Below are 16,090 nucleotides of genomic sequence, written 5' to 3' on the forward strand. Positions count from 1 at the left end.
TGGTAGGGCCCCTCGCCCGGCGGCCGGCCGGGGGGATTCCAGCGGTCGGCGAGGCAGCCTCGAGCGCACCGGACGACCGTCGTCGCACGTGCGCGGGCCCGCAGGCCGGCCGGCCGAGCGGCGACGTCGAAGCCGTCGCCGTGGCGATCCGCCGGCGCATCCCGCCGCCGTCACGAGGAGGGAGTCCTGATGGAACGCCGAACGAACGAGGAGGCGTCACGGCCGGCCGAGGGCGCCGTCGCCGCGCTGGCCGAACTCGCCGCCGTGCACGCCGCGAAGGCGGAACTCGACCGCCGGCTGTCCCCGGAGACGTACGAGGCGATCCGGGGCGCCGGTTTCGCCCGGCACTTCGTGCCCGCCCGCTGGGGTGGCAGCGAGGGAACGTTCAGCGCCTGTGTGCGCGATGTGGCCGCAGTCGCCGAGGGGGACCCCTCGGCCGCGTGGTGCGCCTCCATCGCGGCCACCATCGGCCGGATGGCGGGCTTCCTGCCCGAGGAGGCGCAGCGCGTCGTCTGGGGCGAGGGGCCGGACGCCTTCCTCGTCGGGGCGCTGTTGCCCGCGGGTACCGCGGAGCCCGTGGCGGGCGGCTGGCTGCTCAGTGGCCGCTGGCCGTACATGAGCGGGGTCCACTTCTCGGACCACGCCATGCTGTGCTGCCCGGTGCCCCTGGCCGGCGGTGGCAACGAGGTGCGTTTCCTGCTGGTGCCGCGGGCGGCCTACACCGTCGAGGAGAGCTGGTTCATGACGGGGATGCGGGCCACCGGCAGCGACACGCTGGTGCTGGAGCCCACCTTCGTCCCCGTCGAGCACTCCGTGGCGCGGCACGATGTGATCTCCGGGCGGTCTTCGGGCTCGTCGCCCGCCTGCCACGCGGTGCCGCTGCGGGCGGTGAGCGGGCTCTCCTTCGCCGCCCCGGTGCTGGGCGCCGCCCGGGGAGCGCTGGCCCAGTGGACGGCCAGGGTCGCCCGGAAGAGGGCGGCGGCGCCGTCCACGAACCGGCTGCTCGGCGTCAGTGAGGCCGCCACCGACGCGGTACTGGCCCGCACGGCCGGGCAGCTCGATGCGGCCCAACTGCTCCTGGAACGCGCGGCGTCGGAAGCGGACCGCGGCACGCTCACCCCGCTGGCGGCCGCCCGCGCCCATCGGGACCAGACCCTGGCGGCCGACATCGCGGTGACCGCGGTCAACGAGCTGTTCCGCAACGCCGGAACCAGCGGTGCGAGCGAGACGGGCTCCCTGGCCCGCTTCTGGCGGGACGCCAACACCGGCGCGGCCCACGCGGTCCTGCAGTTCGAGCCCGCCGCCCGCGCCTACGCCGAACTGGCCCTCGCCGACGCGTCCCCGGGACAGGGAGGCTGAGGCCGGCTCCGACCGGCGGTGCTCGTCCGTGGCGAGCTCGGCAGGGCGGCGCGCCTCGCTACGGCGTGCCGCCCTCCGTCTCGCCGTCCTCCTCTCCCGCCCCGCCCGGGGCCAGTTGGCGGACGAGGTCGCGCAGGCCCTGCTCGTACCGGGTCCGGAAGTCCGGGTCCTCGATGCCGGTGCCGAACAACCGGCGTGCCATGTCGGGGAACACCACGGGTGCCGCCACCGCGCCGAGCAGCACCAGGCGGAGCGAGGCCGGGTCGAGACCGGGGGCCACCTCGCCGTCCTCCTGACGGCGGCGTACGCCGGACAGGTCCTCGGACTCGGCAGGGGGCCGGGCGGCAGCGCTGTCCTGGGGTTCGGAGAGTCCGCGCCAGGCGAGCAGTCGCATGGGGCGCGGATCGCGGAGCGCGTCGTCCAGGTACCGGGCGGCGAGTTCGGCGAGCGGCAGCGACGGGTCGGCGAAGGCCGCTTCGCGTTGCAGCCAGGCGCGCTGCACGGCCAGGTACAGCCCTTCCTTGCTGTCGAAGTGGTAGTTGACGAGGTCCTTGCTGACACCCGCGCGCGCGGCGATGTCGCGCACGCGGGCCCCCATGAAGCCACGCGCCGCGAACTCCTCCAGGGCGGCATCGAGCAGGGCCGTACGGGTGCGCTCGGCGTCGACCTGCCGGTCCTCGGGGGTCCGGGCACGCCGTGGCGTACGGCGGGGCGAGGCGGCGGCGGAGCGGGAATCGGCGGTCGTCATGGGCCAAGATTACGACTTAGACAGTCGTTTGACATCGCTCGACAGCTGTCTAACAATGGGCGGCATGAGCGCTGTCCCCACGCAAGGCACCGCGCAGTCCACCGTTCCGGTGCCCTTCTCTCCCGCGTTACGGCGCGCCATAGGCGTGATCATGATTGGCGCGTCGCTCTCGTTCCTCGACTCCACGGTCGTCAACGTGGCGCTGGACACCGTCGCCGCCGACCTGGCCGTACCGCTCACCGAGGTGCAGTGGACGGTCACCGCGTATCTGCTGGCCTTCGCCGCGGTCATCCCGGTGACCGCCTGGGCCGCCCAGCGGCTCGGTGCCGCCCGGCTCTACCTCGTGTCGCTGCTGGTGTTCACCCTCGGATCCGCGTGCTGCGCGCTGTCGGACAGCATCGGCCAACTGGTCGCGAGCCGGGCGCTGCAGGGCCTCGGCGGCGGGGCGATCATGCCGGTCGGCACGATCATCTGGACCCGCATGGCCGACCGGTCGCAGATGGCGCGCGTGATGAGCATGGTCGGCATCCCGATCGTGCTCGCCCCGATGATCGGCCCGCTCATCGGCGGGCTGCTGGTCAAGGGGGCGGGCTGGCAGTCCATCTTCTGGATCAACATCCCCCTCGGCCTGGTGGGTGCCGTACTCGCCCGGCTGCTGCTGCCCCGTGACGACGGATCAGAGGCAGGGCCGCTCGACGTACCGGGCCTGGTGCTCGCCGCCGGCGGACTGGTCGGCCTGACCTACGGCCTGGCCGACATCGGCACCCGGGCCGAGGCCACCGCGCGGTCGATCGCCGTGCTCGTGACCGCGGTCGTGTTCCTCGTCCTGTTCGTCGTGCGCTCGCTGCGCGTGCCCCATCCGCTGCTGGACATGAGGCTGTACGCCAACCGGCTGTTCAGCGCCGCGGCACTGACCATGTTCAGCCTCGGTGTCGCCCTGTTCGGCGGCATGATCCTGCTGCCGCTGTACTTCCAGATCGTCCGGGGCGAGGACGTCGTCAGCACCGGGCTGCTGCTGGTGCCCAGCGGAGTCGGAGCGCTGGCCGCCAACCGGCTGGCGGCGCCCCTGACGGACAAGCTGGGCGGGGGTACGACCGCGCTGCTCGGCGGGCTCATCGCCGCGGTGTGCACGATCCCCTTCCTCTTCCTCACCGCCGGCACCTCCTATCCGCTGCTCGCCCTCGCCATGGCCACGCGAGGTGCCGGCATCGGACTGTCCCTCACCCCGGTGATGACCTCCGCCTACCGCACCCTGCCGGCGCAGAAGATCAAGGACGCGACACCTCAGCTCAACGTCCTGCAGCGGGTGGGCGGTTCGATCGGCACCGCAGTCCTGACCATCGTCCTCTCCCACCAACTCGCCGGTCGGACACGTCCGTCCGGCCGGGCCCAGGCCTTCGGGGACACCTTCGGCTGGGTCATCGTCGCCGCAGTCTTGGCGATCGTCCCCACGATCCTGCTCTTCGTCACCGAGCGGGCACAGCGTGCGGCCTCCACCGCGCACGAGAAGCACTCTTGACCACGTCGGACAAGGAGTACTCATGACCACGGTTCTCGTCATCGGCGCCACGGGCAAGCAGGGCAGGGCGGTGACCGAACTGCTGTTGCGGCGAGGCCATGACGTTCTCGCCCTCACCCGTGACCCGGGTTCCCCCGCGGCCCGATCGCTGGCCGATCTGGGCGCTCGCCCGGTCGCGGGCAGCCCGGCGGACGCCGAGGCGCTGTCCAAGGCCGTCACCGGAGTGGACGCGGTGTTCGGTCTCTCGCTGCCGTTCGGTCCAGGGGGCAAGGAGCAGGAGGTCGCCCAGGGACGGCTGTTGGCCGACACCGCCGAACAGGCGGGCGTGCACCTGGTGTACTCCTCGCTGCGCGGAGCCGACCGGATCGTCGACAGCCAGGTCGCCCATGCCGGCAGCAAGCAGCAGATCGAGGCGTATCTGCGGGAGAAGGACGGGCTGCGCGCCACCGTCCTCGGCCCCGTCTACTTCATGGAGAACATGCTCAACGTCAGGTTCAACGGACTGGCGGCCGGCCGGCTCGCCATGCCGCTGTCGCCCGGCAAGAAACTGGACCAGGTGACGGTGCTCGACATCGCGGGCCTGGCCGTGCACGCCATCGAGAACCCCGGTGACCTGGCCGGACGGCGGATCGACCTCGCCTCCGACAGCGTCACCGGGACGGAGGCCGCGGCTGCGCTCAGCAGGGTGCTGGGCAAGGAGATCCCGTACCAGCAGATGCCCCTCGAGCAGGTGCGGCAGTGGGCCGGCGACGAGGTCGCCACCATGTTCCGGCGCTTCGAGGAGAACACCCACTTCGTGGACCGGACGGCGCTGCGTGCCGCCTACCCGGAGGTGTCCTGGCACACCTTCGAGCAGTGGGCCCGCACCGTGGACTGGGAGCAGCTCCTGCAGGCGTGACGACCGCGAGCCCATGACGGCGCCGCCGCCCCGGACGGTCCGGGCCGGCGGCGCCGTCACGCGTTCCCGCGCGGCGTCAACCCGCGTACGGAAACCGGTACCTGCCGTACGCCTCCGCCTCCGCCTCCCTCCGGGAACGCGCGCCCGTGAGCGACAGATCCAGGATGTGGCCGAGGAGCACGGCCTGAGCCGTGAAGGCGAGAGGGTCGGACCTCGGCTCCCGAGGAGCGCGAGGCATGTCGGGATGTCGGTGAACGACTCCGAAGTCGAACGCGGTTGTCGAGAGAGCGGCTTTGTCCTCCATGCTGACGCATCACCGTCCTGCTGGTCCGGACGCCGGTTTCGTTCCCGGCCCGTCACAGGCAGCGTCCCAGCCGGGCCTCGAGCGACACTGAACCGGTGGTGGACCAGCGCACCGGGCGCCAGAGGATGTCGTCTCGGGCGGCAAGTGCGGTGATCGCGTCGGCAGCGTCGAGCGGCAGCGGCAGTGGATACCGGGTGCGGATCTTGCTCAGTTCCCGGTGTGAGCGTACGAAGCTCGCGAAGTCACGCGGGTAGGCGGCGGCGTCCACGCCGGTCAGCCGGCCGATCTTGCGTGCGCGGGCGGCCGTACGCTGCCAGGCGTGCGCGTCGGCCAGGCCGATGGAGTCGGTGCCGTCGTTGGACAGCAGGATCCGGATCTCGTCGTAAGGGGCGGAGGCGTCCAGGCAGGAATCGAGGCGCGCGCGTGAAGCCTCGGTGCCGAACACCGTCCAGTACGGCACCGATCCGGTGCGCAGGGTCCACCAGGGCTCGAGCAGCAGGAACGACTCGACGAGGAGTCGTCCGGTGGGCAGGCCACGCCCGGCGTACCAGGATCGGTACAGATCGGCCACTGCGGGGGCTGAGTGGACGCCTTCATCCCGCCGGCCCCTGCTCCGGCGGCCCCGTCCTGCCACCCGCACCGGCGGCCACGCACTCGTGAGCGAGGAAGCCGGTGACGAGCCCGGCCAGTGGGTGCGCCTGCCGGTAGGGGACCATGTGTCCGGACTCCTCCACCACGGCCAGCCGTCCCGCGGGCAGCAGCCGGGTCACCTCCTTGGCCCACTCCTGGGGGACCATCCTGCGCCCCGCGCACCACCAGTGTCGGCACGACGACGTGGGGCAGCTTGTCCTCGACACGGTCGCGCAGCGACTCGGTGAAGGCGCCGACGATGCCGCGTCCGCCCGCGTCACGGTAGTCGGCGAGGTTGAGCGGGGCCATCGACGCGCGCTCGTGGGGCGCGTTGCGCAGCCAGCGCAGCAGCTGACGGATGAAGCCGCGGGCGGCCGGGTCGACGGTGGGCCCCACGAGCACAAGCCCAGCGATGCGGTCCGGATGCCGGACGGCGGTGTCGACGGCCACCTGACAGCCGAAGGACCCGCCGAGGAGCACCACCTGGTCGAGGCCGACGGCGGTCAGCCACTCCACGAGCGCGTCGGCCGGCGCCCGCAACCCCAGCGGGTACCGGGGTCCGGTGCTGGCGCCGAACCCGGGAAGATCGACGGTCCACGTGTCGTGGTGCCGGCCGAGGACCTCGATGAACGGCCGGAACTCCCGGCTGGAGACCCCGGGACCGTGGACGCACACCACTGGAGGCGGTCGCCCGGCGATCCGCCAGGCCACCGTCGGGCGGCCACCGACCGCCACCGTGATCCGTCGCATGATCCATCCCTACCCGGAATCCGGACCTACCCGGAATCCGGACCTACCCGGAATCCGGACCTACCCGGAATCCGGACCGACGAGCAGGGTGGTCCCGGTCCGTCACCGGGCCACGCCGATGTCCGCGGCCGGCATACGGCGACGTCGTCGTCCCGTGTACGCGTCGGTCCCACGGGCACCCGGGGGAACGCGGCCCTCAGGGCCGCCGCTCGGATCCCTCCGGTATGACCCCGTCCGCACCAGCGGGAGGCAGCATGATCAGCCATCGGCATCTGGTGGAAGAGGTGGCGTCGCGGGCCCGGCTCGGCGACACGGAGGCCGCCGACGCAGCCGTGCACCTGGTTCTCGCAGCGTTGAGCAGTCGTTTGGACGCGCCCCACCGTGACCATCTGCGGCAGGCCGTACCGGCCCATGAACGCGGGGCGCTGGAGTACGGCGGCCGCATGGCGGACGACTCCGCCATGCGGCTCGACGAGCTGCTGGCCGATGTGGCCCGGCCCGTGGGTGCCACTCCGGAGCAGGCTCTGTTCCTGGCGCAGACGGTGGTCTCCGGGCTCACGGCCGAGGACACGGACCTGGCGGCGGACCTGCAGGGCGCCCTGCCGGACGAGTTCGGCACGCTGTTCACCCAGCCCGGCCGGTGACACCCGCCGACTGTCCCGTACGGTGGCGCGACTCGGACGGGCCGGACGGCTCGTGCCGGGAGTCCAGCCGCCGACGCAGCAGCAGTCGGGGCAGGGGCGCGCGCGACCGGGCAGACCGTGGGCTCGCCAGTACCAGCGCGACGACGTTCGGCGCGGCCAACGCCGCGCGTGCGGCGACCTCGGTGCCGCTCGAGTCCCCCATGAGCAGCGTCCGGGCGGGCCGGACAGCAGGTCGTCGGCCACGCCCATGCCCGGCACGAGGACGACCTCGGGCATCGGGGGCCGCGGTCGTCCGACGGCACGGCTGCGCATGCGCCCGACACCCCGTGGTGGAAGGCGGTGTCGACGTCCTCCGGGAAGGGCGGGCCGGTCGGGTCCAGGGGCGTCACGGCACATCACGCCGCGCGCACCGGCATCCGGTCGATCCGGTCGATCCGGTCCAAGAACTCCTCCCAGGTGCGTTCGCCGTCGCCGAGCAGCCGACGCTCCGTGCTCCTGGTACCGCTGATACCGCGGGTGGCGAGTTCCTGCCACGCCTCGGCCGTGACCCGACCGCCGTACCGCGCGTCCGCAGGCACGGCGGCGTGGAGGGCCCCGCACGGTCGGGCGCCGACGGGGGTGACGGGCATGTCTGCCGTCGTGGTCAGCGCTGGTAGAGCCCGACGATGGTGCCGCTGGCCAACTGCTCCCGGTCGAGGACGGCGTGTGCGTCGTCGGCGGTGGCCCGGTCCGGGAGGGAGACAGGGGCGGGGAGGGCGTAGAGGCGGAAGACGTAGTGGTGGGCGTCGTCGCCGACCGGGGGCTGTGGACCGCCCCAGCCGCGTTCGCCGAAGCCGTTGCGATGCGCCTGACCGCCCCGGGGTGCCTCGCCGGCGTCCAGGCCCCCGGTGCGGGGGTCGATGCCCGTCACGAGCCAGTGCACGAAGGTTCCCGACGGTGCGTCCGGGTCTTCGCACAGCAGGGCCAGCTCCGCCGCGTCGTCCGGTACTCCGGACCAGGCGAGGGGCGGGGAGACGTTGTCCGCGTCATGGGCGTAGTGGCGCGGGATCATGCTGTGATCACTGAAGGCTGCGCTTCTGAGTTCGATACCGGCCATGCGACCGGAGTACCCCGAGCAGGCGCAGGCATACGACCCAGCGGCGCGGGATGACCGGATCGCCGTGGGGTACCCGCCCGATCGACACACCCCGTGCGAGGAGACGAGGAGATGACTGGGATGCGGTTCTTCGGACTGCTCCTTCTCGCGGGCGCGGCTGCCTTCACGGCCCTTGCGATCGCGGGCAACCTGTCCGGCGGGCCCGACTACACGGTGTCCGTCCTGGATCACGACGTCGCCACCATGAGCGGCCTCGCCCTGTTCAGCTCCGGACTCGCGCTGGCGCTCATCTTCTGCGCGGGCCTGGCGATCATGGTGAGCGGCATGGCACACGCCGGCCGGCACCGGAGCTCCCGGCCGCGCCGGATGCGGCATACGACGCTCGGCGGGACGCCGGGCCCCGGGACCCGGGCCTGACCAGCGCCCGGGCGCGAGCCATGCGAGCGGCGCGCGACCGGCTCGCCCGGTCCCGGGCGTCGGCTCGCCCGGGTCCAGGCCGTCAGCTCGCCCAGTCCAGCAGGCGCTTGCCCGTCTCGGGCGCCCGCAGTCTGCTGAGTGACTCCTTCTCCAGCTGGCGCACGCGTTCCCGGGTCAGTCCGGCCTGGTCGGCCACCTGCTGCAGCGTGCGCGGATGCCCGTCGTGCAGTCCGTAGCGCAGGCTGAGGATCATGGCTTCACGGGGCGCCAGCACACCCAGGGCGTCCCTGAGGTTCTCGGCCGGCGCCCGGTACTCGGCGACCTGCGGAGCCTGGAGTATGTCGGTGGCGGGGACGAGGTCCCCGACCACGGTCTCGCCGGTCTCGTCCACCGGCGTGTCCAGGCTCAGCGTCTGCCGCCCGACCCGGTGCAGCCAGACCACCCGTTGCTCGTCGAAGCCGCTCTCCCGGGCGACCTCGTCGTCCGTCGGCTCGCGGTCGAGCCGCAGCTGGAGTTGCCGTTCGGCTTTCGCGAGCTTCTGCAGCTGCTCCACGACGTGCATCGGCAGCCGTACCGTGCGGGCGTGCTGGGCCAGGCCCCGTTCGATCGCCTGCCGGATCCACCAGGTGGCGTACGTGGAGAACTTGAAGCCCTTGGTGTGGTCGAACTTCTCCACCGCCCGTATCAGCCCGAGGTTGCCCTCCTGGATCAGGTCGAGCAGGGGCGCGCCCCGGTGGGCGTGCCGTTTGGCGATCGACACCACGAGCCGCAGGTTGGCCCGGATCATGTGGTCCTTGGCCCGCGTGCCGTCCCGTACGGCCGCCTCCAGTTCCCGGCGCCGCGGCGGTGCGAGGGCGCGCTCGCCGGCCTCGTCCGGCTCCAGCTCCTCGGCGGCGTGCACACCGGCCTCGATGCGCTGGGCCAGTCGTACCTCGTCCGCGGCTTCGAGCAGCGGGGTCGCGGCGATCTGGGCCAGGTACTGGCCGAGCAGATCCGGCTCGTCGCCGGTCTCCGGGACCGGGCTGCGCGGGCGCGCGGAGCGCTCGGCGGCACGGCGGCGTTCCCGGGGGTCCACCACAGGGGATCGTGCCGGGCAGGCATCGTTCCGGTCTCCGACTCCTGTCGTTTCGCTCTGTGCTTCCCACAGGCGCTTGCCGAGTGCGGGTACCCGGCCGGAGCGTCAGGACACGCGCGCTGCCTGTGCCGACGTCTCCTGGTACGGCGGCGGGGCCGCGCGCACGTCGTTTCGCTCGCGGTACCGCGGGAACCCGGTGCGGCATCCGCGGAAAGGGGAGCTTCCGTGCCCGACACCGACCTGGACCGCATCCGCAGCCACGCCTTGCCGCTGACCGACCCGGCGTCGCTCGATCCGCTGATGGAGCGCATCGGCGACGCCCGCTATGTGCTGCTCGGCGAGGCGTCCCACGGCACCGCGGACTACTACCAGCTGCGAGACGTGCTGACGCGCCGGCTGATCGAGGAGAAGGGCTTCTCCTTCGTCGCGGTGGAGGGCGACTGGCCGGACTGCCAGGCCGTGCACTGCGCCGTGGTCGCCGCGTCGGACGCGCCCGAGGACCCCGGCGAGGTGCTGGCGGGCTTCCGGCGCTGGCCGACGTGGATATGGGGCAACACCGACGTGGCCGCCTTCACCCGGTGGCTGCGCCGGCACAACGAGGCTCTGCCCCCCGAGCGGCGCGTGGGCTTCTTCGGGCTGGACGTCTACAGCCTGTGGGAGTCGTTGCACGCGGTGCTGGGTCATCTGCGCGAGCACGACCCCGACCGGGTGGAGCACGCCCTGGAGACGTTCCGCTGTTTCGAGCCGTACGCGGCGAACCCGCAGGCGTATGCGCTGGCCACCCGTTACATGCCGGAGGGCTGTGCACCCGAGGTGGTGGCCCTGCTCACGCAGCTGCGCCGGCGGGCCGCGCAGGCGGCGGGCGTGGACGGCTCGCTCGCGGAGTTCGCGGCCAGGCAGAACGCCGACGTGCTGGCCGGGGCCGAGGCCTATTACCGGGTCATGCTCGACAGCGGGCCCGAGTCGTGGAACATCCGGGACCGCCACATGGCCGACACCCTGGACCGGCTGACGGAGCATTACGGCCCTGATGCCAGGGCGGTGGTCTGGGAGCACAACACCCACATCGGTGATGCGCGCGCCACGGACATGGCCGACGTCGGCGAGATCAACGTCGGGCAACTGGTGCGCGAGCGTCACATGGGCAGGGGTGTGGTGCTGGTCGGGTTCGGCTCGCACTCCGGCACCGTGATCGCCGCGGAAGCATGGGGCGACGTCCCCAGGATCATGGACGTGCCGCCCGCGCGCACCGGCAGCGTGGAGGATCTGCTGCACCGGGCGCTGCCCGGCGAGCGGGCGCTGTTCGTCTTCCCGCATGTGCAGCTCCAGCACCCGCCCTCCTCCGGCCATGGCGAGTGGTTCCACGAGGAGCACGGCCACCGCGCGATCGGCGTGGTGTACCGGCCGCAGTACGACCGCGTCGGCAACTACGTCCCCACGGTCCTGGCCCAGCGCTACGACGCCTTCTGCTACCTCGACCGCACTCACGCGCTCACCCCGCTGCACCCCGTGGCCGAGGAGACCCGGGAGGAACACACCTGGCCTGCGGGCGTGTGACACCAGAAGCGTACGGCGGCGGGGAAGCGGCGGGTGAAGGTGGGCCGGTGCTGGTCGGCGGCGCCCCCGTCGCCGTCGCCGCCGCACCAGGCCCGGTCAGGTCAGCTCGGGATGGCCGAACAGCGCCGCGTATCCGCTCGGCAGCAGACTCAGCAGCTTGTGCAGCGCGCCGCCCGACACGGTGCCGCCGACGGCGGTGAGCACCACTTCCGCGTCCCTCCGGGCGGTCGTCTCGTCCTCGGCGGCGGCCCGGGCCACCTGGCGGACGAACTCCTGCACGCCCCAGGTCCGTCCGGTGTTGCCCACGCCGGTGACGAACGACCCGATCTCCAGGGGCAGCTGGTCCGCGAGGTGATCCGCCGCGGTGGGCTGCAGCCGGTCGCCGAGCGTGCAGAGGACGGCTTCGGTGACGCGGGTCGCCTCGTCGAGGTCGCTGTACTCCCCGTGCTCCCGCACGGCGGCGAGGAATTCGGTGGACGTCATGATGCGCTCCCCGGTGGTGATGCTCCCTGTGGCAGGTCGACAAGCGCCGGGCCGAGACCGGGCCGGAATGTCCCCCAGCAGCGACAGCTCCTCGCACTGTTCGCCGAGCTTCGAGAGGCACATCCCGGGCGAAGCCGGTGAGCGTGGCGACGGCTTCCGCTCCCGGGGCGAGGACCACGACGAAGACCGCGGCCGACGCGTCCTGCACCTGCTGCCACTCCATCCGCGCCCGGGTACCCGTGCCGTATGGCACCAACCGCCGTCCGGCGGCGGCGAGTGCCGGCAGGGCCCGCGGCTGCCGGGCGGCCTTCCGCCCAGGCCGAGCTACTGCGGGCCAGTACCCGGCCCGGCTTGATCGAGCGCAGCAGGACACCTACTCCGTCGCTCACGTCGACGCGATCCGGCGGCATCACAATCACCGCGAGGGCAGGCTCCTCGTAGACGGCCGTCGTTCCGAAGGTCTCCGGGCAGCAGGCGGATCATGGCCGCCGTGACCATGGTGGCCACAAGGCAGGCCGGGGCCGCGAGCAGCATCGTGGCCGGCCTGCCCGCTGAGGAACACGGCGCAACAGAGGGCGGTCAGACAGGAGTTGAAGCCCTCCAGCCCCGCCCGCACCCGGTCCGGGGGCGCGCCGAGCAGACGCGCGGCGCTGGTTCCGAGGGCGGCGCCACCCAGCGCGTCGGCGCCGTACCGCCAGTCCGCCGGCACCAGTGCGAGGGCGAAGACGGCACCTGCCCGAGCGCTGCCCAGGAACATGACCCGGACCCCACCCCTCCTGGCGCGCGGTTTCGCGGCCGAGTAGCTTCACATGGCGCCCCGTCTCCAACCCCACCCGAGGTCCGGATGCTCTCGCTCGATCTCCACCCGATCTTCCGCAACAACCGCGACATCGAACTGGCGCTGCGTCAGTTCCTCTTCAGGGCCAACCATGCGGGCGAGCCCGTTGCGGAGATCATTCCGGGCAAGGGTTCCGGGCGGCTCAGAGCCCGCGTGCTCGCGTTCCTGGACCAGAAGCACATCCGGAAGCTGTACGTCCGGCGCGAGGTCGACACGGGCAACACCGGACGCATTCTCGTCTACTTCCAGTGATCGGGCGGCGGATCGCAGGCTACAGCGGCGCGGGGGAGGAGGCACCGGCGATCAGCAGGTGGGGGGTTCCCGAGCCGTCCGCGGGTACGCTCCACAGGTCGCTGCTGCCGACCTTGCCGTCGGCGGGGAGCGCGTAGGCGACCGTGTGGTCGTCGAGCCAGGTGGCCTGGTCGTCGACACTGTGGCGTTCGGCCAGCGGTGTCTCGCGCAGGGTGCGCAGGTCGAGGACGTACTCGTGCCACAGATCGGTACGGGACAGGACCCGCTTCTTGAAGGCGACCCGCGTCCCGTCGGGGGAGAGCGAGGGACACTCCACGTTCTCGACCAGGGTGGTCACCGTACGCCGGGAGATCGAACCCCGGACCAGGTAGGTCGTGCCGGCGGTGTTGAGGGTGGCGTAGAAGGTGTCGTCGTCGGCGGCGAAGGTCACGCCCCAGAAGTTGATGTCCGAGGCGTGGTAGGGCTTGCCGTCCTTGACGACGGAGAACGTCTCCAGGCTGGGGGTCAGCCGCATGGTCCGGGTGTCCAGGATCGAGGTCCGGGTGGAGAAGAAGGCGGACGAATAGGACTCGCCGGAGACGAAGACCGTCCAGGCGACGAAGCGGCCGCTGGACGAGACCCGGGCCCGGCTGGGCGTGCCCGCGAGCGGGAAGGTGCGCCGGGTGCGGAGGCCGGCGTCCAGCAGCAGCGCGCGGTTGCTCTGCTTGAGGACACCGGGGTCGGACTGGAGGCAGATGCCGGTGCCGGCGGCCGCGTAGAAACGCGCGCACTTCAGGTTCGAGGCGGTCCGCCCGCCCCGGGGGTCGGCGGACGGCACCGAGGAGACCGCGGTGCGGTGCGGGCCGGGGGCCGCGTTGAGAAAGGCCAGGCGGCCCTTCTGGCCGAGTGTCAACGTGCCCGCGCGGACGGCGGGATCGCCCGACTGCGGCCGGTTCGCCCGGTCCGCGCGGGCGGCGGCGTGCAGGACCACGCCGGTGCCCAGGCCCGCGAGGACCAGGACCGCCGCGACGAGTACGAGCAGACGGCGGCGCAGCGATGTCATAGGGATCCTCGTGGCTGTGGTGGTCATCGGTTTCCGCCGGCCGGCCGCAGCACCAGGCCCGCGACGGCCGCGCAGCACAGCAGGCCGACCGCCGAGCCGGCCAGCGCCGGCCCGTCCCCCCAGGCCGTCCAGGCGGCGCCGAAGGCCAGCGAGCAGCAGAACCGGGCCAGCGCCTGGCTGGTGCCGACGATGGCCAGGCCGCTGGCGCGCAGATGCTCGGGCACGAGGCCGGCGAGGGCGGCCGGGAGTACCCCGTCGGTGGCCGCGTAGAACGCGCCGTGCAGGGCGAGTACGACCGGGGCGAGCAGCGGTGTGCCCGGGGCCCACAGCAGGAATGTGTAGGCGGCGAGCAGACCCAGGTGCCCGGCGAGGAACACGGTGCGCCGCCCGACCCGGTCGGCCAGCGCGCCGACGGGCACGGCCAGCAGCAGGAACACGACGGCCGTGCCCAGCGGCAGCAGCGTGAACCACTCCTGGCCGACACCCGCACGCCGCTGGAGGAGCAGATACAGGAAGGCGTCGCTGACGGTGGTCAGGCCGAGCAGCGCGGCACAGCCGGCGAGCGCCCGCAGCCGCGGCAGGCGCAGCAGCGCCAGTGCCTCACGTACGCGGACGGGCGGCGTGCCGCCCCTCACACCGGCGTCGACCGCTGCGCCCGCTTCAGCGGCCACCCCGGCTTCGCCCCGCACACCCGCTTCGCCGGTCCGCCCGCCCCGCCATTCCTCCGGCCCCCGCCGCCCGCCGGGTACGAACAACACCAGTACGACCACCCCGAGCCCGGCGACGCATGCGCTCACGCCGAACACGGCGTCGTAACCGTCGGCCGCCGCGCGCAGGATGAGGAAGGCCGCCAGTGGGCCGAGCATCGCGCCGGTGGTGTCCATCGCCCGGTGCACACCGAAGGCCCGGCCCTGGCTCTCGGCCGGTGTGGAAAGGGAGATCATCGCATCGCGCGGGGCGGTGCGCAGGCCCTTGCCGGTCCGCTCCAGGGCCAGGACCGTGCCGAGCGTGCCGAGGCTGCCGGCGAGCAGGAGCAGCGGCTTGCACAGCGCGGACAGGCCGTAGCCGAGCCCGGCCAGCAGCTTGTGGCCCCGCACCCGGTCCGCGAGATGGCCCCCGGTGAGCTGGACCAGCGCGCTGACGCCGTTGTAGACGCCGTCGAGGGTGCCGAATCCCAGCGGGCTGAAGCCGAGCGTGGTGACGAGGTAGAGCGGCAGGACGGCGGTGACCATCTCCGAGGAGATGTCCGTGATCAGGCTGACCGCGCCCAGCACGAGCACGACCGGGGCGAGCTTGGGCCCCGGGCTGCGTCTTCGGACCCGGTCGGTACCCGCCTTGACGGGCGCGGAGCGGTCGGTGAGATACAAGTCAAGGCTCCAGGTGCGGTGCGGTACAAGGCTCCGGGTGTGGTGCGATACATGGCTTCAGGTGCGGTGCGATCAGACCTGCCGACTGCTCTCGTCGCGTAGCCAGGTGCCGAAGTCCTGGGCCCGGATGGCCTTTCCGGCCCTCCGCCGGGCGGCGACCGCCGCCGCGACGAAGACCACGACACCCGCCAAGAGCCTCGGCTCCCTGCGGAGCATGGCCGTCAGATCCGCCTTGCCCGTGCGGGCCGAGGCCCGGTGTGCCCCCTGGTGCTGCTCGACCTGGGCGGTGGACACCGCGGCCCGGACCCGCCGTTTGATCAAGTCCGGCCAGGTGCGGGGTGGTTGGATCACGGCGCTGGCCGCGCGGACCACGAGCCGCTCCTCCGGGGCGAACGCCAGGGACGCGGCCAGGTCGTCCGCCATCAGTGGCGGCAGCGCGGCGATCCGGGCCTGCCCGGCCTTGGAGACCGCGATGACGCCTCGCCCGAACAACCCCTCGCGTACGGCGGGGAGCCGCTGCCACACCTGGTAGTAGGCGCGCACCCGCCATGCGCAGGCGGCCAGCGGGATCTGCCGTTCGGGGGCGGTGGCGAGGATGCCCGAGGTGTCGTCGGTGAGGGGCCCGGTCAGTGCCCGTACGTCGGCGCCCGTGATCACGACGTCGGCGTCCACGTAGAGGCGGGGGAAGCCGCGCGCGTGGTCGTCACCCGCCCGCAGGGCGGCGTGCTTGGAAGGGACGGGGATCTCGACCACCCGGACGCGCGGGCCGCGGGCTGCCGCGATCCGCGCGGTGTCATCCGTACAGCCGTTGCACACGACCACGATGTCGGTCTCGTCCGTGGCGGAGTCGGCCAGCAGCGAGTCGAGGAGCCGGCCGATGACGCGTGCCTCGTTGTGGGCCGGGATCACGATGCTCGTCACCCGGGCAGTATGGCCTCGAAGTCGCCCTTGCGCTGCGTGTTTCGTCCAACTGTTCCCGTGACTGCGTCCTGTGGTCTAGATTGAGGATCGCCGGACCGGTTTGGGAGGGGGACTTTCTCTTGACGGCACGTCAATGCACGGCGTCGTGACCCGGATCGGCACAGGCAGTAACCAACATGCTGGGGGCATG

The 16,090-nt window shown here is 72.6% G+C and carries 18 protein-coding genes and 2 pseudogenes; 7 read left to right on the forward strand and 13 right to left on the reverse strand.

All coding sequences use genetic code 11. The features are described 5' to 3' along the window. The first annotated feature begins 189 nt into the window (after nt 1-189). On the forward strand, nt 190-1,359 hold the full coding sequence (locus tag SRB17_RS23515; protein WP_153541901.1) for an acyl-CoA dehydrogenase family protein: 1,170 nt from the start codon (nt 190-192) through the stop codon (nt 1,357-1,359). A 58-nt stretch (nt 1,360-1,417) separates the two neighbouring features. Here the strand turns inward: SRB17_RS23515 and SRB17_RS23520 are convergent, their stop codons facing one another. Next, nucleotides 1,418-2,107, reverse strand: coding sequence for a TetR/AcrR family transcriptional regulator (locus SRB17_RS23520; RefSeq protein WP_153541903.1), 690 nt, complete (start codon nt 2,105-2,107; stop codon nt 1,418-1,420). A gap of 64 nt (nt 2,108-2,171) precedes the next feature. Between SRB17_RS23520 and SRB17_RS23525 the strand changes: the two genes are divergently transcribed. Beyond that, complete coding sequence (locus SRB17_RS23525; RefSeq protein ID WP_153541905.1) at nt 2,172-3,626, forward strand: MDR family MFS transporter; 1,455 nt, start codon at nt 2,172-2,174, stop codon at nt 3,624-3,626. Nucleotides 3,627-3,648: 22 nt separating this feature from the next. Beyond that, nucleotides 3,649-4,524, forward strand: a complete 876-nt coding sequence (locus SRB17_RS23530) for an NmrA/HSCARG family protein (protein ID WP_153541907.1) — start codon at nt 3,649-3,651, stop codon at nt 4,522-4,524. A gap of 356 nt (nt 4,525-4,880) precedes the next feature. Here SRB17_RS23530 and SRB17_RS46510 read toward each other — a convergent pair whose 3' ends face one another. The 3 genes and pseudogenes from SRB17_RS46510 to SRB17_RS48520 all read right to left on the reverse strand — a co-directional run. Beyond that, a complete protein-coding gene (locus SRB17_RS46510; RefSeq protein ID WP_228396203.1) occupies nt 4,881-5,399 on the reverse strand; it encodes a hypothetical protein in 519 nt (172 codons plus the stop codon). A gap of 22 nt (nt 5,400-5,421) precedes the next feature. Beyond that, complete coding sequence (locus tag SRB17_RS46515) at nt 5,422-5,625, reverse strand: alpha/beta fold hydrolase (RefSeq protein ID WP_228396204.1); 204 nt, start codon at nt 5,623-5,625, stop codon at nt 5,422-5,424. Between the two features lie 55 nt (nt 5,626-5,680). Next, nucleotides 5,681-6,208: pseudogene (locus SRB17_RS48520) on the reverse strand (alpha/beta fold hydrolase); the annotation flags it as partial. 254 nt (nt 6,209-6,462) lie between these two features. On the opposite strand from SRB17_RS48520, the gene SRB17_RS23540 reads away from it, so the two are divergent. Beyond that, complete coding sequence (locus tag SRB17_RS23540; protein WP_153541911.1) at nt 6,463-6,852, forward strand: DUF2267 domain-containing protein; 390 nt, start codon at nt 6,463-6,465, stop codon at nt 6,850-6,852. On the opposite strand, the gene SRB17_RS23545 is transcribed toward SRB17_RS23540, so the two are convergent. The 3 genes from SRB17_RS23545 to SRB17_RS23555 form a co-directional block, all read right to left on the reverse strand. Further along, nucleotides 6,833-7,054, reverse strand: coding sequence for a hypothetical protein (locus SRB17_RS23545; protein ID WP_153541913.1), 222 nt, complete (start codon nt 7,052-7,054; stop codon nt 6,833-6,835). The two genes, SRB17_RS23540 and SRB17_RS23545, sit on opposite strands and share 20 nt — an antisense overlap. Before the next feature lie 193 nt (nt 7,055-7,247). After that, entirely contained in the window at nt 7,248-7,481 is a 234-nt protein-coding gene (locus SRB17_RS23550) for a hypothetical protein (protein ID WP_153541915.1), read from the reverse strand. Nucleotides 7,482-7,495: 14 nt separating this feature from the next. After that, a complete protein-coding gene (locus SRB17_RS23555) occupies nt 7,496-7,948 on the reverse strand; it encodes a YbhB/YbcL family Raf kinase inhibitor-like protein (protein ID WP_153541917.1) in 453 nt (150 codons plus the stop codon). Between the two features lie 111 nt (nt 7,949-8,059). Between SRB17_RS23555 and SRB17_RS23560 the strand changes: the two genes are divergently transcribed. Then, entirely contained in the window at nt 8,060-8,365 is a 306-nt protein-coding gene (locus SRB17_RS23560) for a hypothetical protein (protein ID WP_194294109.1), read from the forward strand. 82 nt (nt 8,366-8,447) lie between these two features. Here SRB17_RS23560 and SRB17_RS23565 read toward each other — a convergent pair whose 3' ends face one another. Beyond that, entirely contained in the window at nt 8,448-9,443 is a 996-nt protein-coding gene (locus SRB17_RS23565; RefSeq protein ID WP_323376144.1) for a sigma-70 family RNA polymerase sigma factor, read from the reverse strand. A gap of 222 nt (nt 9,444-9,665) precedes the next feature. Here SRB17_RS23565 and SRB17_RS23570 point away from each other — a divergent pair, with 222 nt between their 5' ends. Then, nucleotides 9,666-10,997 (forward strand): erythromycin esterase family protein, encoded by a 1,332-nt coding sequence (locus tag SRB17_RS23570; RefSeq protein ID WP_323376145.1) that lies wholly within the window; start codon nt 9,666-9,668, stop codon nt 10,995-10,997. Nucleotides 10,998-11,093: 96 nt separating this feature from the next. Here SRB17_RS23570 and SRB17_RS23575 read toward each other — a convergent pair whose 3' ends face one another. Both SRB17_RS23575 and SRB17_RS48525 read right to left on the reverse strand, forming a co-directional pair. Continuing rightward, nucleotides 11,094-11,480 carry a DUF2267 domain-containing protein gene (locus SRB17_RS23575; protein ID WP_153541921.1) on the reverse strand — a complete coding sequence of 129 codons (387 nt, stop codon included), beginning with the start codon at nt 11,478-11,480 and terminating at the stop codon, nt 11,094-11,096. A 415-nt stretch (nt 11,481-11,895) separates the two neighbouring features. Continuing rightward, nucleotides 11,896-12,243, reverse strand: a pseudogene (locus tag SRB17_RS48525) (urea transporter); the annotation flags it as partial. Nucleotides 12,244-12,324: 81 nt separating this feature from the next. On the opposite strand from SRB17_RS48525, the gene SRB17_RS23585 reads away from it, so the two are divergent. After that, entirely contained in the window at nt 12,325-12,570 is a 246-nt protein-coding gene (locus SRB17_RS23585; RefSeq protein ID WP_153541925.1) for a Smr/MutS family protein, read from the forward strand. Between the two features lie 19 nt (nt 12,571-12,589). Here the strand turns inward: SRB17_RS23585 and SRB17_RS23590 are convergent, their stop codons facing one another. The 3 genes from SRB17_RS23590 to SRB17_RS23600 all read right to left on the reverse strand — a co-directional run bounded on the left by SRB17_RS23590 (nt 12,590) and on the right by SRB17_RS23600 (nt 15,900). After that, nucleotides 12,590-13,612: a TolB family protein gene (locus SRB17_RS23590; RefSeq protein ID WP_153541928.1), complete on the reverse strand. Its 1,023-nt coding sequence runs from the start codon at nt 13,610-13,612 to the stop codon at nt 12,590-12,592. Between the two features lie 23 nt (nt 13,613-13,635). After that, nucleotides 13,636-14,979, reverse strand: a complete 1,344-nt coding sequence (locus SRB17_RS23595) for an MFS transporter (protein ID WP_153541930.1) — start codon at nt 14,977-14,979, stop codon at nt 13,636-13,638. Between the two features lie 72 nt (nt 14,980-15,051). Next, nucleotides 15,052-15,900 (reverse strand): glycosyltransferase family 2 protein, encoded by an 849-nt coding sequence (locus SRB17_RS23600; protein ID WP_323376146.1) that lies wholly within the window; start codon nt 15,898-15,900, stop codon nt 15,052-15,054. Nucleotides 15,901-16,090: the final 190 nt, after the last annotated feature.

Origin of the sequence: Streptomyces sp. RB17 (assembly GCF_009604455.1) — a bacterium.
In the GTDB taxonomy this organism is placed as follows: domain Bacteria; phylum Actinomycetota; class Actinomycetes; order Streptomycetales; family Streptomycetaceae; genus Streptomyces.

Excerpts from the sequence above, each read along its gene's own strand:
- SRB17_RS23515 (WP_153541901.1), top strand. The coding sequence starts at position 190 with ATGGAACGCCGAACGAACGAGGAGGCGTCACGGCCGGCCGAGGGCGCC.
- SRB17_RS23520 (WP_153541903.1), bottom strand. The coding sequence starts at position 2,107 with ATGACGACCGCCGATTCCCGCTCCGCCGCCGCCTCGCCCCGCCGTACG.
- SRB17_RS23525 (WP_153541905.1), top strand. The coding sequence starts at position 2,172 with ATGAGCGCTGTCCCCACGCAAGGCACCGCGCAGTCCACCGTTCCGGTG.
- SRB17_RS23530 (WP_153541907.1), top strand. The coding sequence starts at position 3,649 with ATGACCACGGTTCTCGTCATCGGCGCCACGGGCAAGCAGGGCAGGGCG.
- SRB17_RS46515 (WP_228396204.1), bottom strand. The coding sequence starts at position 5,625 with ATGGTCCCCCAGGAGTGGGCCAAGGAGGTGACCCGGCTGCTGCCCGCG.
- SRB17_RS23540 (WP_153541911.1), top strand. The coding sequence starts at position 6,463 with ATGATCAGCCATCGGCATCTGGTGGAAGAGGTGGCGTCGCGGGCCCGG.
- SRB17_RS23545 (WP_153541913.1), bottom strand. The coding sequence starts at position 7,054 with ATGGGGGACTCGAGCGGCACCGAGGTCGCCGCACGCGCGGCGTTGGCC.
- SRB17_RS23550 (WP_153541915.1), bottom strand. The coding sequence starts at position 7,481 with ATGCCCGTCACCCCCGTCGGCGCCCGACCGTGCGGGGCCCTCCACGCC.
- SRB17_RS23555 (WP_153541917.1), bottom strand. The coding sequence starts at position 7,948 with ATGGCCGGTATCGAACTCAGAAGCGCAGCCTTCAGTGATCACAGCATG.
- SRB17_RS23560 (WP_194294109.1), top strand. The coding sequence starts at position 8,060 with ATGACTGGGATGCGGTTCTTCGGACTGCTCCTTCTCGCGGGCGCGGCT.
- SRB17_RS23575 (WP_153541921.1), bottom strand. The coding sequence starts at position 11,480 with ATGACGTCCACCGAATTCCTCGCCGCCGTGCGGGAGCACGGGGAGTAC.
- SRB17_RS23585 (WP_153541925.1), top strand. The coding sequence starts at position 12,325 with ATGCTCTCGCTCGATCTCCACCCGATCTTCCGCAACAACCGCGACATC.
- SRB17_RS23590 (WP_153541928.1), bottom strand. The coding sequence starts at position 13,612 with ATGACATCGCTGCGCCGCCGTCTGCTCGTACTCGTCGCGGCGGTCCTG.